The organism is Flavimaricola marinus, assembly GCF_900184895.1.
Taxonomy (GTDB): domain Bacteria; phylum Pseudomonadota; class Alphaproteobacteria; order Rhodobacterales; family Rhodobacteraceae; genus Flavimaricola; species Flavimaricola marinus.
The window spans coordinates 93,094-110,527 of record NZ_FXZK01000005.1 but is presented as its reverse complement, the minus strand read 5'-3'; the positions used below and the strand labels follow the sequence as shown (position 1 = coordinate 110,527).

The 17,434-nt window shown below is 58.4% G+C and carries 7 protein-coding genes and 1 tRNA gene; 4 read left to right on the top strand and 4 right to left on the bottom strand.

The window, feature by feature from the left end; all coding sequences use genetic code 11:
* Positions 1–115 precede the first annotated feature (115 nt).
* Both LOM8899_RS13650 and LOM8899_RS13645 read left to right on the top strand, forming a co-directional pair.
* Positions 116–3,370 carry a hypothetical protein gene (locus tag LOM8899_RS13650; protein WP_133065034.1) on the top strand — a complete coding sequence of 1,085 codons (3,255 nt, stop codon included), beginning with the start codon at positions 116–118 and terminating at the stop codon, positions 3,368–3,370.
* On the top strand, positions 3,367–9,273 hold the full coding sequence (locus LOM8899_RS13645; protein ID WP_093992789.1) for a DEAD/DEAH box helicase family protein: 5,907 nt from the start codon (positions 3,367–3,369) through the stop codon (positions 9,271–9,273). Before LOM8899_RS13650 ends, LOM8899_RS13645 begins: the two co-directional genes overlap by 4 nt.
* A 211-nt stretch (positions 9,274–9,484) precedes the next feature.
* Here the strand turns inward: LOM8899_RS13645 and LOM8899_RS13640 are convergent, their stop codons facing one another.
* A complete protein-coding gene (locus tag LOM8899_RS13640) occupies positions 9,485–9,877 on the bottom strand; it encodes a hypothetical protein (protein WP_093992788.1) in 393 nt (130 codons plus the stop codon).
* A gap of 150 nt (positions 9,878–10,027) precedes the next feature.
* Between LOM8899_RS13640 and LOM8899_RS13635 the strand changes: the two genes are divergently transcribed.
* Positions 10,028–13,021, top strand: coding sequence for a sensor domain-containing protein (locus tag LOM8899_RS13635; RefSeq protein ID WP_168770547.1), 2,994 nt, complete (start codon positions 10,028–10,030; stop codon positions 13,019–13,021).
* 350 nt (positions 13,022–13,371) lie between these two features.
* Entirely contained in the window at positions 13,372–14,211 is an 840-nt protein-coding gene (ypfJ, locus tag LOM8899_RS13630; protein ID WP_093992995.1) for a KPN_02809 family neutral zinc metallopeptidase, read from the top strand.
* 267 nt (positions 14,212–14,478) lie between these two features.
* On the opposite strand, the gene LOM8899_RS13625 is transcribed toward ypfJ, so the two are convergent.
* The 3 genes from LOM8899_RS13625 to glpX form a co-directional block, all read right to left on the bottom strand.
* Positions 14,479–14,553: transfer RNA gene (locus tag LOM8899_RS13625), tRNA-Glu, on the bottom strand.
* A 99-nt stretch (positions 14,554–14,652) separates the two neighbouring features.
* Complete coding sequence (gene recJ / locus LOM8899_RS13620; protein WP_093992786.1) at positions 14,653–16,398, bottom strand: single-stranded-DNA-specific exonuclease RecJ; 1,746 nt, start codon at positions 16,396–16,398, stop codon at positions 14,653–14,655.
* A gap of 60 nt (positions 16,399–16,458) precedes the next feature.
* Complete coding sequence (gene glpX, locus LOM8899_RS13615; RefSeq protein ID WP_093992785.1) at positions 16,459–17,424, bottom strand: class II fructose-bisphosphatase; 966 nt, start codon at positions 17,422–17,424, stop codon at positions 16,459–16,461.
* Positions 17,425–17,434: the final 10 nt, after the last annotated feature.

Sequence of the window (17,434 nt, the reverse complement as noted above, 5' to 3'; positions counted from 1 at the left end):
ATCAGAGTAGTATAGCATTCGCCATTTAGGATTTTGCAGGCCGCACTACGAATGTTGTCAGCTGGTATGCCTTTCGAGAACGAAACAGCAATTAGAAATACATGGGGCGCGATAATTGACGCAGGCGACTTTGGATTGTTCTTCACGGGACGCTCAAAAGAAACTCAGTTTTTTGGATTTCATGGTGAAGCGGTCCCAGCTTGAAACCGGCGCCTCGCCATTTCTCGGCCTTGCACTTGCCGTTGAGAAATTGCCAGAAGCCAGGGATGCGTTTCACGCGCTGTCGGATTGGCGACTTGATGTCTTGATGCAGAAATTTGGATATGCGGTAAGTTGGGCAATTTGCGCAACGCTGTCCGAACATTATGGCGAAGATGGCAATGCCAAGGTTTGGCCTTTGGTCGAGGAGACTTTGGGTAGGACATTGAAGCTCCCGGAAGAGCGCAAACTTATCAGTAAAGCTTTTCTGCGGGCTTGCCAAAAACTCGGTCTGGCATCCGACGGATTTGACCGTTCTGTTCAGGCTTTCCAGATTCACGCGGGCGTATCGCGCTCCCAATTGCACCACCTGTCGAGAGTTTTCATTGCTCAGGAACGCTCGATCGGATTGCCCGATCAAGATGACATCGTTTTGTTGAATCGCTGGGAGGATGATGCGCTTCACTTCTTGGATGCAGGCGTGCACGTGCTGCAACGCCCCATCTTAATGGATCATTCTGCTTGGATGGCATCAGCCTATGTCGACTGGCGTCGGGATCAGAATGCGCTGCAGGAAAAATCTACCTATCTGAAACTTTTCGGCGAACAGTTGCAGAAGGTATTTGACGGCTCGAACGGCCCAGCGACCCGGATCGCTCCTGTTCCTCGCCTTGTCTGGGAAGACGGGCGGCCACAATTGTCCATCCCCGGTCAAGAGCAGCGATACAAGATATTTCTTGACGGTCAGTTGCATAGGGTTCGCGCTGGGCGTCTTTGGCCTCTGCCATTTCCGCTTCCCGCCGAAGTCACTTGGCAAGGAAGCAGACCAGGGTGCATCCGCTTGTTTCAGAACACGGATTTTGTCGTGTTCGACAGCAACACGGGTCGCCAGGTCGAACTGACATCCCGGGTCGTCGACGAGGAAACACGGTTCAGCGGAGTGGTTGCAACCGCCATCGTGGTTTCAAGGGAAAGCTTTTCTGTAGACGGCGAACCGAGCCGGGAAACGGCGCCTGATCTCTACAGCGCCAACGTCGATCTTCGGTCGGGTAAGGTAGTTCTGGCGCGAGGCTCAAAACATTGGACGCTTTACGGTGTGCGTCGGCCGCAAATCTCGATTTATGGCCAACCTGTTGCTAAGGGCTTGGGAGGTCCGAACCTTTGGGGGCCTGAAGCCGAAGTGGAACTCGATTTTGGCTGCAGTGAATTGCTTGCCGGACATACTGACGGTAAACAGCGCCGCGCCTTCGTCCGTGTCGAAACGCCAGGCGGCTCGATGGATATGGAAATCGAAGTCGATGGGCGCGGGATCGCGACAGTGACCGTAGCTGCGATCGTTGAAGCTGCCTGCTTGGCTCCCAATGGCGACCCGGAAGCGCTTTCGCTCACGCTGCTCCGCACGAACGCTGACTCGACCGAACGCGTCCTGACGCGCTTCAAGCGAAAACTGATCGTCTGGCCTGGTTTCCGAGCGATGGAAGGCGTGCTCATCCGGTCTGAGGACCCACCGCGAAACTTCATCGACGCCGAGGCAAGGCACGTGGTGCGTGACGACGCTGGTTTCCTGTGTCTCGAACGTGGTGGAGGATATGTAGAGGGGCGAATTGCTTTTGAAATTGGCGGGCATCTCAGCCTGTTTGCTCTTCGCGCTAAACTCCTGTCCGGCGTTTTGGAACGCGTTGATGGAACGGTGATGCCGTGGAGACTCGGCGGTGTCATCGTCAAAGGGTCGGCGACCAAGAGCGATGCCCTTGTGCTGACATCTCCCGACGAGCGCGCGGTTCTAAGGATCGGCTCCCGAACGATTGTAAATCCATTCCGAGAAAGACCAACCTACGCGATACCGATCGCCATTCTGGACGGCGGAGACATCGTGCACGTGTCCGAAACGGGTGCGCCAACTCTGATCGCGACCGTGGAGAGCGCGTCGATGCCTTCGGATGTTACCATCCGAACTTGGTCCGGTGGCACTCGTATTTCGTTCGAGATGCCGTTCAATGTCGGCGGGATCATGGTGACGCTCCAAACGGAGGATGGTCACAGAGATCAGAGTGAAGTGAGCTTTGATCGACTTCCAGCTGCCCTTTCATGTCAGTTTTGGCTGCTTGATCCCAAGGTGCATGGGAGGAAAGTGGAAATAGAACTTAATGGCGCGCCTTTGACTGGACTGAACTTGATTACCCTCAAGGTGCGTAGCGTCGGAGAGCAAGATTGGACCCAACTCAGCAACGCAAGAGATGATGTTTACGCCTTTCCATTGATAGCTGGGACTGCGGTTGAGGCTACTGGATCTGCCCTCAATGAGCTAGAGGACTGGCTCTCAAGATGTTACGCACCCGAAGTATGGGACGGGGGTCTCGGGAAGGCTCTGCAACATCGCTGGTCGACTCTTGTCGATCAGGTCTCCCTTTTGCCTGGTGGCACCGAGAGACTGCTTTTGCTGTCACTTCAAGAGAATGAACCTGACTGGCTGCCGATGCTGCACGTCATTCAGGAAATTCCGACACTGTTCGCCGCCCCTTCAATCAAATTTCATGGGTTCTCCAGTTCCAATGGTGCGGATCGTATCTTGAGAGTGATCGCCGACGCATCCTCTCGTCGGCTGCGTGATTTGGATCTTAGCCCGATGGCTATGCTCGCGTTTCCGAATGCGAGGCAGGCAGATATGGCCGGAGAAAAGCTTCGCAACTTCCGGCCAAGTAGTTTGCCGGTAATCTTCTCTACAATGGCCGAGAAGCCGAGTGAATGGCTCGCCAAAGACGCGCTGGGACCTGACCATGCCTGGACAGGCCTGAATCTCTTGCGTGATCGCATCGAAACCCACGAAATCCTTGGTGCAGGCGAGGCTGAGGCGCGGATGTCGCTCAGAAGTGCAGAGATGAATCGCACGTCTTTCGCGCTACAAGAACCAATCATATTGGATCGGTGTCTGAGCACGGAAAATGAAAACGATACGTCTGTCCACCTGATCGAAAAGGCTCTTGCAACATTTGCGGTTCGTAGCCGCGAGGGTGCCGAAGCCGTCGAAGCCTTAATAGAGAGGGCTTCCAAAAAGACTGGACTTAGCAAAGGTAAAATTCTCGCGTCAGTTGGTGAAATGATACGGTTGGGGAGAGAAATCTTCATCTTCCATCTGATCGCTGCCGAGATCGAAAAAAGGAGCAGGCCGTGAAAGATCATGTAGGCGGAGAAATCGGCGCGACAGAGTTGGACCCACTCCAATTCCGCAGAACGCTCGAGGCGCAAATTCGAAGCTTTACGACTGCCGCTGCCGCCGTCTCGCCGGTCGTCGCGCCTGCGCTGGGTGAGGCCATCAGCAAGATGATTGACGGGGAGACTCTCATAAGGGGTCCTTTCGTGGAAAGCCTGCCTGATTTTGAGAAGGGAGCTTCGATCGAACAGCTGGTCGCGGAGAAGCAATTGTCCGAGAAGTGGCAAGGAATGTTAACAAAAGCGCCTGAACTGTGGAGACGGCCGCTGCATCGCCACCAGCAAGCTGCAATTGGCCGCGATGAAAACTATATCGTCGCCACGGGAACGGGCTCGGGCAAAACGGAATCCTTTCTGTTCCCATTGATCGACGACATCATGCGCCACGGTATCGGCAAGCCTGGGATTAAGGCGATCCTCGTTTACCCCCTGAACGCGCTGGCCACCGACCAGATGTTCCGTATCGCGCGGTTGCTTTTCAACGAACTTGACGATCCTAAGATTACGCCCGGGCGCTTCACGGGGCAGACCACTCCCGGTGCAACCCGTTCGGAGATCGAGCGCGAAATCCTGTCATCGCCCAGTTTTGAGGACGCCTTCCCCGGCGCGCAAAAAGCGCCTTCCGGATGGCTGCTTTCCCGCTCGGAAATGCTGGAGACGCCACCGGACATTCTTATAACGAACTACGCTATGCTTGAGCATGTGTTGCTGTTGCCTCGCAATCGAGCGCTACTGAAAGACGCCGATCTCCGCTGGCTCGTTCTGGACGAATTGCACACCTACGCCGGGGCCCAAGCGATCGAAGTTGCATTTCTACTTCGAAAATTGAAAGCCAATATCGGCATGTCGACCGGGACCCTCAGGTGCGTCGGGACGTCAGCGAGTTTGGACCCAGAGCGAAAGGACGACTTGGCGAAGTTCGCTTCGGATCTTTTCAACGAGCCGTTCGGAGCTGGCGACGCTGCGGTCATCACCGGTGAGCGCGAACTCCATCCGCGCTTGCGCAATGACCTGACGACAAATTCGCTGCCCCCGGAAGACTGGGTTTCGCTCGGCGAAGGGTTGGCGCGTCTGCGTAAAGAAGGCGGCCTTTCCCCTGAAGAAGAGCGCTTTCATATTGAAAACTGGAACGAGGAGCTGGGCGCCTACTTACCTCTCGAAGGCGATGATCTCGGCGACGCGCTGTTAACGGCTCTTTCGACCCTGACCGAGGTCCGTCAGGTTGCCACAGCGCTCCATAACAAGGCGAGCGGCTTGATGTTGCTCGAACAGTTGGCCGGGATCATATTCGACGGCGCGGAACAGGAGCTGGCTGAGCGAGCACTGATTGCGCTCGTCAATGTCGCGGTTCTCGCGGTGCCACGAGAAGGGGGTGGGTTTCCCCTTCTTCCAGCCCGCTACCATATTGCCGCGACCACGATCGAGGGAGCATTGGTGGAACTATCCGCGGATGCGCCGGAGAGATGGAGACGGGTGCTTGCAGGAAAAGGGGGGCGAGACGCCACCGGCGACACCCCAGCTGCCTTTCCGCTACTCGTATGCAGGACGTGTGGGGAACCTTACATCGAAGCGTGGGAAGATGGGATCCGAATGGCCGCTCTTCCACCTCGCAACAACAAGGGCGAACGGACCGTGCTCCGTTTGATCGGCACTGCGCCAGCAGCTTTGGACGAAGAAGAGGACGAAGACCAAGAAACGGAATTCGTCCTCATTGATCCGCGAACCGGCTCGATCGAAGACGATCCGGGAGAGGGGATCATCTCGCTCCAAGTCGCCGAGTGCGTTGATGACGACCACGACCGAAAGAAATACGTGAAAGCCTGCTTGGCATGTGGGGCGAAGAAGGGTGCTTTTGCCGAACCTCTGACGACGATCTACGCAGGTGACGAGTCCACTTCGGCTATGGCCACGCAAACGCTGCTCGAGGCACTGCCCCCCAAACTCGACTCCGACGCGCCGATGCAGGGTCGTTCACTGCTCGCTTTCTCTGACAACCGACAGGACGCCGCCTTCTTTGCTCCGTTCCTCGAACGAATTTCAAGGGTCGAGTCGGTCCGCGGGGCTATCATAGATGCTGTTCGTTCCGAAGAAGATCTGTCGATCACCAACCTCTCGTCGGAAGTGAGTGCACGTCTCAAGAAGCATCGATTTCGGATTTTCGACAGAGGCGATCAATCGGCCCCGCTCTCTGGAACGGAGCTGAAGGACCGGATGACGGCCCTTGTGACAGCGGAAATTACACTCGGTGGACGTGGTCGGGATTCGCTCGAAGCGTACGGCCTGCTCTCAGTCCAGCACGATGGCTTGGACAAGATTGAGCGTCGCGTGTCCCGAAGTCTGGACGACGACGGTAAGCCGCATTTGAGCGCCTACGTCTCCGGTGTGATACATCTGACTTTGATGATGATGCGACAGAGCCGGGCGATCTCCGATTTGGATGGCCGCCTGGATCTCGGTGATGAAGCAGTTTGGGGACGAGGGCTGGGATCGGAGCGTATCTCTTGGGAACTTCGAAAAGAAAGCAACGCTTCTCGAATACGCCGAGTCCTGCCGACGAGGCCGCGTGATAAGACCCGGTTGATCTGGGTGTTGTGCGACCGGCTCGGATTGTCGCGAGAAGACGCGGATATCGTTGCGGAAGCGTGTTGGAACGAAATGGTTCGACCACGTACCGGTGTGTTGAAGAAGGGCAACTTGGCGATGGTCATCGACCTCGACAAGATCAAGCTCGGCGAGCACTCAGAACGGTTTCGTTGCAACTCTTGCGGCCGGATTGCTTCTTTTGACTTGGGTGGCGTCTGTCTGGCCAACAGATGCGAAGGGTCGGTGTCCAAGCTGCCGGCCCCCGGAGAAGACGCGAACGTGACGCGGAGTTATTACGTGCGACGGTGGCTCACCCAACCGGGGGCCGCGATCTCCCGTGAGCATACTGCGGCAATCGGATCTGCGCTTCGGAACGAAATCGAAGGTAATTTCAGAACTGGCGATGTAAATGTCCTCAGCTGCACGACAACCATGGAAATGGGCGTCGATTTAGGTGACCTCGAAGCGGTTATCTGTCGGAATGTCCCGCCAGGGATTGCAAACTACCAGCAGCGCGCGGGGCGCGCTGGCCGACGCGCTCAAGTTGCGCCTATTGCGCTCACGATCGCCAGAGGCAGTCGATACGACCAGGCATCTTTTCGTCGATTTGACGATTACCTGAAGGCGTTGCCTAACGTTCCGTACATAAACCTCGAGAACCCGCGTTTTTTCCACCGCCATCAGGTGTCCTGCGTTCTCGCGGGATGGTTTGCGCAACGCTTGGCTAACAGTTCACGTTCGGGCTCTCCGAGACTTCGCGACGTGCTGGGGGAGCGACTGGACGGCGCTGCCCACAAAAGCCTACTGGAAGACTTCGCCATCTGGTTGCAGTCGGAGGATGGAGAAAGTTCGCTGACAAAGGCGGAAGCCATGGCTACGGGATTGCCCAACGGTGTTGCTCTCCAAGGCGCGGAGCTGATCAGGCATGTGAAAGATGAGGCCCTGTCGCGTTGGCTGGACGATGTTTGTGGCCGTTGGCAAATGATTGACGACCGCTCTCAAAAAGCTGAGGAGCAGGCTGCGTCTGCGGAAAGCGAGGATGAAAAACAAAAGGCCAATGGGCGGGTGTATCGGGCTGGACGAGAGAAACAGCTCTTCCTCAATCGCCTTTTGACCGAAAGCCTCTCGAGGCTCGGTATCATACCGACCTATAGTTTCCCGGTGAGCTCGTTGAGTCTGGAGGTCGTCCGGGATCGTGGCCATGGGCGCGGGAGCGATGATATCGAACTTGCGCGAGACGCGTCGCTTGCGATCTCTGAGTTTGCGCCTGGGGCGGAGACGATCGCAGCAGGCAGGGTGTGGACCAGCGCCGGTATCTCCCGACGCAGTTCGCATAGCGCGAACGACGTCTGGATGGACGAAGGCCGTCTCCAGATTTGCAAACATTGCCGAAACGTCGAGCGCCTTCCCAAAGAAGGAGAAACTCTTCAGACTTGTCCCTCTTGCGACGGTAGTCTGGACGCTCCGCGGCGCTTCGTGGAACCGGTTGGCTTTTTGACGAACTATAAGGATCGTGCTGGTGGCGAGCCGGGCTCGTCCAGATTGCGACCGCGCGCCGTCGACGAAGCCCGTCTGCTTACAAAGGCACCATCCAGTCTCATGGGCGCGACTGATGTCCGCGACGTGAGCACTTTTTTCGCGTCGGCGATTGGAAGTGCGGATCATCCGGAAGGTCAGATGATCGTGGTTAATCGTGGTCCGAACGGGGCAGGCTACATGCGCTGCCCCAGATGCGAACACGCTGAACCCGCGGCCCGGAACTATTTCGGGTTCGGGCCGGTGGCATCCAAGCATCACGATCCTCGGACCGGAGACCAATGCCCGGTCGAAGAACTGAAAGGAGCGACGGATCTCGCTCACACTTATTCGACAGATATCAGGCTGATACGGATAGCCGTCCCGATCGACCCTCCATCGTCATCGGTGGATCAACGTGCCTGGCAAGAAGATGTCCTGCGTGGTGCGGCCGAAGCAATTCGGCTCGCAGCAGCGGATATGCTCGGAACCGATCCCAGGGACCTTCGCGCCACATTTGAGCTGGCCCCCACTGGTGGTTTCGACGTTATTTTGGCAGACGCCACGCCTGGAGGTGCTGGCTACGCTCGGAGGCTTGTTGAAGAGAGTCGCTTTTCTGCTCGCCTTCTACTTCTCGAAGCAATCAACAAGCTCGATTGTGAGAAGGACTGTCAAACGACCTGCGTCCACTGTCTGAATGACTATTCCAATCAGATTTGGTGGGACCGCATGGACCGGCATCTGTCGCGCACATGGCTTGAGCGAGTTGTGGCGCGATCGATAGCGCGACCGAAACATGTGCCAGAGAATGCCGTTCCCTGCATGGCGCCGCTCGGAATTGCTCTCGGACCTGTTTTGAAGGGTCACAAACAGATGATCGCAGTTGGGTCTTCGATTTGGGGAGCAGAGGACCCCGAAGCGTCCTTGGGAAGTGCCCGAGCCCTACGCGATTGGCTGGAGAATGATGGCGAACGTCGTGCGTGGCTTGTCATTCCTGAAGACGATCAGGACAGCCCAACTGGAACAGATAAGCAGATCGCCGAGATGCTTAGGCCAGCTGAAGACTCCGGCAAGCTTATCATCGTCCAGATGCCTCAAAGCAAGCTTATGGAAGCCCCGCGTTTGACGTTGTTCGGCGGCATTACGAATGAAGAGCTGTTTGACGCTGAGCCAAGGCAAGGCTTGCTGGCCGGCCTCGGGAACGGCATTTGTTTCCGACGACACGGTGTGAACGATTTACAGTCTTTGTGGATCGCCAAACATGTTCAAGCCGTCTTGAAGGCTCCGAAATCGGAGCAGTTTGCAAAGCTTCTCGATCGGCTGGTCGTTCACCGTTTTCGGGCCGGGCAGTCAAGGAATATTGCGTCGGTATTTCAGGAGCTGAGTGGGCAGACGGTTTCTCTTGCCATCCAAGACCCCTGGATCGGCGCACAACATCGCAACCGTGAAAAACTCGGTGAGTTCCTTCGTGCGCTTCGGCAGACGGGCGTCACAATCGCGTCTCTGAAACTGACTTGGAACCCTCGGAACGGAGACGATCACAGCAAGCTACAGAGTGACGCATTGCTCAACGTATCTAAGCCCTGCGTTTCCGGGGAGATTGCGCTTCGACCGTGGGAGCCCTCACGCGGCCAGCACTTCCACGATCGTGTTGTTCAAATAGAGCAGGAAACCACAGGTACTTGTTGGCGAGTGGATGTCACGTCTGGAATTGATAACCTTATGTCTCAACATAAGGAGTGTAATTTGTTCATCGAAAAGCATTAGTTCCGGCACGTAGCCGTTGGCCGTGCCAAGAGGTGGCAACGGGGCCTATTTCCTAGGCTGAATCTGCCACGTCTTGCCGATCACTTCGGGCTTCTCTCGTTTCCCAGCCAGAGCTGGTTCTCCAATTTTGGGACTGCCTAAGTTGTGCCGTGATCAGAGGGGAGGCGACATGCCCCGTCGCAGCCATCGCAAATCAGTGGAGCCGCGTCCTTCATTCGCCGCCGCAGGTGGAGATGGTGTTAGCCTTGAGCAACAGGAGATCGCCATCACGGCTTATGCACATGGAGCGGCTGTAGACGTCCACAGCATCGGCCAAGATATCGCATCGGCTGGCGACCGGCCCATGACACGCCCTGACATGCTCGAGTTGATCCGCGGTATTGATGAGCTGCGTCGCCTCGAAGTTCAAGCAAGGGTCGGTAATCTCGCGGCTAATATTGATCAGCTTGCTCGCAGCCTCGCAGTTCTGGACCTGCTTCGTGAGAAGCGCGTTCCTGTTTGGGTTGCCGGAAGAGGCAAGATCGGGCGGACGGAGTTGAAACAGGAACTGCTCGAGCTGAGCCCTATTCGAGGGCGGAATTCGGCTGTAGCTCGCAATAGCCATGCTTCGCCGCGACCTAGTTCAACGGGATCAAGACATCGCCAAGGCTGATTCAAGTAAACTAGATCAACTTGAACCTAAGCAATAATGCTGAAATCTTAAGAATTCTCCTTTAGCCCGAAAGGCGATATGTATGACGTCGGAGAAAGTCGAGTGAAGACACCAAGATACGTCGCTCTTGAGGGTGACGCCGATCAGATTTTGGACGCACTCACAATCGACGGGGCTGTGCTGGATGAACAGCTGATCTTCCGACAAGCAACTCCCGGCCTTGAAAGCCGATTTGCCGATATCTCCCCTATTGGCCAGACTATCTTGGATTTCATCGACGGACCCGAAGCGCGCAAGCGACTTGTCGAGTTCTGCGCGGCGCACCAAGGTCGCTCAATAACGGCCCTTCCATCACGCTTGGATGATGAAGATACGTCGCTCTCGAACATTAGTGTCGATAATCTGACTTGCGGCTTCGTCGATGTGCCGCTGACCCGGCTCAGAATGGTCGCCAGAATCTCAGTGTTGACTGCGCTCAACGACATGCCGAATGGCTTCCTGCTGCGCGCGCTTCCCGGCTCGGCGATTTCGAACCGCCCAGAGGATAACATCAACCGAATTGACGCCCAAAGCCGTAGCTCTGCGCACCGAATTCTGTCGCAGCTGTCGCACGCCTATTGGGAAGACGATCTCGTCTCTGGCGAGTTTCTTGCGTCGGAAGTCTGGCGCACCATGCGCGGTGTCGCAGTCGACGCGCCAGTTGCTACTTTTTACGCTGACTGGAACGAGCGAATCCACCCCGAGGACCGGCCGGCCTTGTCGGTCTACCTGCGCAAATTGCACCAAGGTCAGGCTGATTTCGTTCCCGTCATCTATCGCGAACGACATGTCGATGGCCATTGGATGACGATTCTTTGCAAAGGGGCCGTCGTAGAGTGGGACGCAAACGGCGCTGCCGTAAGGATAGCGGGGACCGATGCGGACATTACCGCGTCGCATTCGGCCGAGGAATATACCCGCCAGATGGCCCATCTCGAACAACGCTGGCTCATCGCAGCGGAATACGGCCAGCTTGGCTTGTGGGACAATGACGAGATCGCCGGGACGCGCTATGTCTCGCAGACGTGGCGGGCAATGCGCGGCTTTGGCCCCGACGATACCTTTGACGAAAGTTACGAGGCGCTCGTTGAGAGAACTCACCCTGACGATCGCGCCGCTCTGGCCGAGCAGATCGAGGCAGCCACCAACGGCAAATCCGACGTCGTATTGCTGGAATATCGCGAGAAGCACTGTCAGGGGCATTGGATTTCGATTCTGTCGCGGGGAAGGGTCATCTCGCGCGATGATCAGGGGCGTGCGTCGCGAATTATCGGGATCGATACCGACATCACGGAGATCAAGGCTTCAACCGAAAAGATCCACCGCATGTCACGCCGCCTCGAGCTTGCTATCGAGGCGACACAGGTTGGGATCTGGGACGTCGACCTCTCGACGCGCCAGATGGTCTGGGATGCACGAATGATGCAGATTTTCGGTCACGACCTGTTACCCGGCCATATCCCGATCGAAAAATGGGAGGCAGCGCTTCATCCTGATGATAAGCAACGTGTTCTCTCTCAGACCCGGGACGTCGTTGCCGGCGAGATCGAGTTTCTCGATGATTACCGCATTATCCGGCCTGACGGGACGGTTCGGCATATCCGGGCGCGCACCACCGATGTGTTTGATGAGGATGGCCGTCGTTCTCTTATCGGCGTGAGTTGGGACGTGACGGCCGATGTTGAGGCAGCCGACGAACTTCGTCAGGCCCATGCCTTGGCACGAGAGCGCAACGATGAACTCGAGCGGGCCCGCGCGGAAATGGAATACAACGCTTTGCACGATGCGCTGACCGATCTGCCCAACCGCCGCTATCTGGACGAGCAATTGCGCAAGCCGTTTGGCCCGGATCATCAATTCGCGGTCATGCACCTTGACCTGGATCGGTTCAAACAGATCAACGATACCTTGGGGCATGTAACCGGTGACGCGGTGTTGCGTCACGTCGCGGGTGTGATGAACGGTATCGTGCCAAAGACGGCGACGGTTGCTCGCATCGGGGGAGACGAATTCGTCGTGTTCTTTGAGACCGCTCCGCGACGCGAGCTTCTTGTCCAGATCGCAGAATTGATTGTGGCAGAGCTGCATGTTCCCTTTCAGGCGAATGGTCAAGATTGCCGAATTGGCGCGTCGATCGGGGTGGCTCTTGGTCGGCTGCGATCAAAGTCGTCTCAAGAGGTGTTCGAGAATGCCGATATGGCACTCTACGAGGCCAAAAGCAGCGGCCGTGGGCGCTGCGTGTTTTTCTCCGAGGATATGCGCATTGCCCTGAAGACCAAAAGGGTGCTGGCCGACGCGGTCCTCGGTGGCCTTGAGCGGGATGAATTCTTTTGCGTTTATCAACCGCAGTTCGAGAGCGGATCGTTGCGGCTAAGTGGCGTAGAGGCACTTGTCCGTTGGCGGCGTCCCGATGGGACGATCGAACTTCCTTCGAAATTTCTGGGCCTCGCAGAAGAGCTGGGCGTGGTGAACAGGATTGATCAGAAAGTCTTGAGCCAGGTTATTGCTGATCAAGAGAACTGGAAGGCTATGGGCCTGCCGGTGCCACGGGTATCTGTGAATATCTCGGCGCGCAGGATCGCGGACCCTCAGCTGCCCCAACATCTGGAGGAGTTGAATATCAAGCCCGGACAAATTGCTTTCGAACTCTTGGAAACGGTTTTTCTGGATACGCCGAACCCGATCATTACGTCTAATATTGCCGCCATCCGAAGCAAGGGAATTGAGATCGAGATCGATGACTTTGGGACCGGGCATGCATCAATTGTCGGCATGTTGCAGCTTCAGCCGGATCGCTTGAAGATCGACCAGCAGCTTATTGGGCCACTGGTGCTAGGTGAAAAGCAGGGTATCCTTGTGAAGTCCATCATCGACATTGGCCGGATGCATGGCATTGATATCATTGCGGAAGGCGTCGAGACGGCTGATCACGTGCGATTGCTGAAGCAAATGGGCTGTCACTTTCTTCAGGGATACGGCCTTGGCATGCCAATGCCGGAATGTGATTTGCGATCCCGCCTAAAGGCCGGGCATTGGGACTTCTCCGCCGTAGCCTAAGACCGAACCGCTGACGCCGGCACCGGTTGATTGCATCAGGTGACGAGGTAGCTCGCCGGGCGACCCGGAATGTCTCAAGCGAGTTCTTCGCTGAAGTGGAAATGCACTTTGCAATCGACCCTGACGCCGGTTCTACGCGCTCTGCCGAGGGACGTGGAAGTGCTGCGTCGGTGCATTTGAGCGTGCTGGAAATTGCTGGTCGACAGAAGCGCTTATTCACTTTTTCAGTGCCCACTAAGGCCCAGACCGCCAAGGCAACGGCAATGGCGGGACCTGTCATTGTCATTGCCGGGAACTTCGGCGCATCTTGCGGCGTTGGGTTGAGCGACAGGTTGGGGGTGGACCAAGCGATGAAATGGCGTGGGCGGCGGACCAGCCGCAATATTGTAGACAGACGAGGCAGCACGCGTGCAGCGGGTATCGGAGGGGTCGGCGCAGTCGTTCTCGTGCTCGCCGGCATGTTTTTCGGTGTCGATCTCACGCCTTTGTTGCAGGGTGGTGGGATCGACGGCTCTTACGAGTCCGACAGCCGACCCAACACGATCGAGGACGAGACAGAGCAATTCGTTGGCGTCGTTCTGGCTGATACGGAGGAAGTCTGGTCTGACATTTTCGCCAACTCCGGCTTGACCTATGCCGAGCCGCAATTGGTGCTCTATTCCGGGACTACGTCATCTGCATGCGGCACGGCGAATGCCGCCGTCGGACCTTTCTACTGTCCCAATGACCAGCGCATTTTCCTCGATACGGATTTCTTCCGCGTGTTGTCCCAGCAGTTGGGTGCGGGCGGAGACTTCGCGGCTGCATATGTGATTGCGCATGAGGTTGCCCATCACGTGCAACACCAGCTCGGAACATTGTCCTTGGTCAATGCGGAAAAGCAGAGAGTAAGCCAGACGATGGCAAACCAGCTTTCCGTCCGCGTCGAACTTCAAGCGGATTGCTTTAGCGGCATCTGGGCCAGAGAGGCGCAGTCGCGATTTGGGTCAATTGAGGCGGGCGACATCGCAGAGGCGATGAACGCAGCCGCAAGGATTGGCGACGATGCACTGCAACAGGCGTCTCAGGGCCAGGTGGTGCCCGACAGCTTCACGCACGGCACGAGCGCGCAGCGTCAGGAGTGGTTCGCAAGGGGATATCAGAACGGTAATCCCGGAGAGTGCGATACTTTTGCTGACGGAGCCTTGTAAGTTAGCTGAGCCTCTGACCCCAAGTAGGTCATTGGCAACACTCGGACTGTCGAGAGGTCTTCGACGGGGGCGGCAGTGATTGAGCGCGACGACCCTTAATGAGTAGGGGAGAGCATAAGACGCGTTCAGGAACTCTATTCGCGCCCCAGAAGGTCACAGATTATCTCTGGATGGGGAGGATCAAATGCCTCAAAGCGTAGCGGTGGGGGATGAAGTTATCGCTCGCGTCGGATTTGCGCGATAGAACAGTCGCTTGCGGGAGGGAAGTGGCAGCCCGTAGGGGAATCGAACCCCTCTTTCCAGGTTGAAAACCTGGCGTCCTAACCGATAGACGAACGGGCCACTTGGTGGTGAGGCGTCTATTAGGCAATGGTGCGGCCAGTGGCAAGGGGATTCTTGCGAAAAACGTACAACCTTTTTTCGCCGTCCGTTTTTGTTGGCCTATGCGGCCGGTGCGGCGTCCTCGAGGCGGATCTGGACGGACTTTCGTCCCTGCCAGAGGTTGATTTCGATCCGGCCCGCCAGGTGGAATCGCCGCCCACCGTGACCTTCGAGCATCGGGCCGAGCGGGCCGTCCATGGCACCGAAGCAAATCCCGTCCAGCCGCGCCCCGAGCCCGTCGCCGCAGGTGACCTTGAGGTGTCCTGTTCCGACCCGTCTGGCAGCGTGAATCACCACATCGGGAAAGGCAAAACGCGGGGCAGGGGCTGAGGCGCCAAAAGGCCCCGCGGATTCGATCTGTTCGACAAGCTCGACGGTTGCCGCACCCGGCATCAAGACGCCGTCGACGATCAAATCCTGCGGCCCCAGCGCATCCGCCCCTTGCTTGGCGAGCAATTCGCCCAGTCGCGCCATCGCGGCCTCCAGCCCGGCGCGGGTGACCGACAGGCCAGCGGCCATCTTGTGCCCGCCGCCCTTGATCAGCAGCCCTTCGGCGGCGATCTTCTGGATGGCGGCGCCGAGGTCGATCCCCGAGACGCTGCGCCCGGAGCCTTTGCCCTCGTCGCCTTCGAGCCCGATCACCACGGCAGGCCGGTTGGTGGCCTCTTTGAGCCGGGCCGCGACGATGCCGACGACGCCGGGGTGCCAGCCTTCGCCCGCCGCCCAGACCAGCGGGCCGTCGAGCCCGCGTTCCTCGGCCTGCGCCATGGCGGCCTCGCGCACCGCTGCTTCGATCTCGCGGCGCTCGTGGTTGAGCGTGTTGAGCCGTTCGGCCATCGCCGCCGCCTCGTGCGGATCATTGGTTGACAGCAGCCGCGCGCCCAGATCGGCCTTGCCGATCCGGCCCCCGGCGTTGACGCGCGGACCGAGCAGAAAGCCGAGGTGATAGGCCTGCGGCGCGGTACCCACCCCCGCCACATCGGCCAGCGCCACAAGCCCGGGCCGCGCCCGTCGCGCCATCACCGCGAGCCCCTGCCGCACCAGCGCCCGGTTGACGCCGATCAGCGGGGCCACATCGGCCACTGTCGCCAAAGCCACCAGATCGAGCATCGCCATCAGGTCGGGGCCCTTGAGTCCCGCGGCCCGCATTTGCCGGTTTACCTCGACGAGCATCAGAAACACCACGCCTGCCGCGCAGAGATGGCCAAGATCGCCGCTCTCGTCCTGCCGGTTCGGATTCACCACGGCAAACGCCGCAGGCAGGGTCTCGCCGCCCAAGTGGTGGTCGAGCACGATGACGTCGGCACCTTTGGCTGCGGCGATCGGGCCGTGCGAGAGCGTCCCGCAATCGACGCAGACGATCAGATCGTGGCGCCCGGCCAGATCGGCCATTGCCGGTTCGTTGGGGCCATAGCCCTCGTCGATCCGGTCGGGGATATAGAGCGTCGCCGGCCGGCCCATCTGCCGCAGCCAGTCGATAATTAGCGCCGCAGAGGCCCCGCCGTCGACGTCGTAATCGGCAAAGATCGCGATCTTCTCCGATTTCTGCACGGCCTGCACAAATCGCGCCGCCGCTGGCTGCATATCCTTGAGCACAAGCGGATCGGGGAGCAGGTCGCGTAGGGTCGGGGCGAGAAATCCGGCGGCCTCTTCTGGCGCCACGCCGCGTTTGGCCAGGATCCGGCAAAGCGCCTGCGGCAGGTTCGTCGCCTGCACCAACGCCTCGGCGTGCCGGTCCTCCTCGACGGAAGGACCGACCCATCGGCGCCCCGTCGCGGAGGCCTCTATTCCCAGAAATGCGGTCATTGCGTCCGGTCTGATTTCATCTTGGCCAATAAACTCGAAGGCCGAACGGATGCCAAGCGATCAGGACACCGGATTGCGGTAGGTCATCCGCCGCACGGAACCGGTCTTGGAGCGCATGAGGATCGTCTCGCAGGTCACGAACCCCGGTTCGCGCTTGATGCCCGGCACGAGGCTGCCGTCGGTGACGCCTGTGGCAGCAAAGATCACGTCGCCCGTCACCAGATCGTCGCGGGTGTAGACCCGGTCGAAGTTGGTGATCCCGGCCTTCTTGGCCCGACCGCGTTCGTCGTCGTTGCGGAACAGCAGTTTGCCGAACATCTGCCCGCCCATGCACTTGAGCGCCGCCGCGGCCAGAACGCCTTCCGGCGCCCCGCCAGAGCCCATGTACATATCGATCCCGGTCTTGCCCGGCTCGGCGCAATGCATCACGCCCGCCACGTCGCCGTCGGTGATCAGCCGGATCGCCGCACCGGTGCTGCGGATCTCTTCGATCATGTCTTCGTGCCGAGGCCGTTCCAGAACGCAGACGGTTATGTCCTTGACACTACAGCCTTTTGCCGAGGCGAGTGCCGAGACCCGCTCGGCGGGCGACATGTCGAGGGTGACCACGCCTGTGCGGAAGCCGGGGCCGATGGCGAGCTTGTCCATATAGACGTCGGGGGCGTGCAGCATCGAATTGCGCGGACCCATGGCGATCACCGCGAGCGCGTTCGGCATGTCCTTGGCGGTCAGCGTCGTGCCTTCCAGCGGGTCGAGCGCGATGTCCACGTTGGGCCCGGTTCCGTTGCCAACTTCCTCGCCGATATAGAGCATCGGCGCTTCGTCCCGCTCACCTTCGCCGATGACCACAACCCCTTGAATATCCAGCTTGTTCAGCTGTGTCCGCATGGCGTCGACGGCGGCCTGGTCGGCGGCCTTTTCGTCGCCGCGCCCGATCAGGTCGGCGCAGGCGATGGCGGCGGCTTCGGATACGCGGGCGAGGCCCAGTGACAGCATGCGGTCGTGAAATTCTGAGGCTAGTGCCATGGGGTCGTCC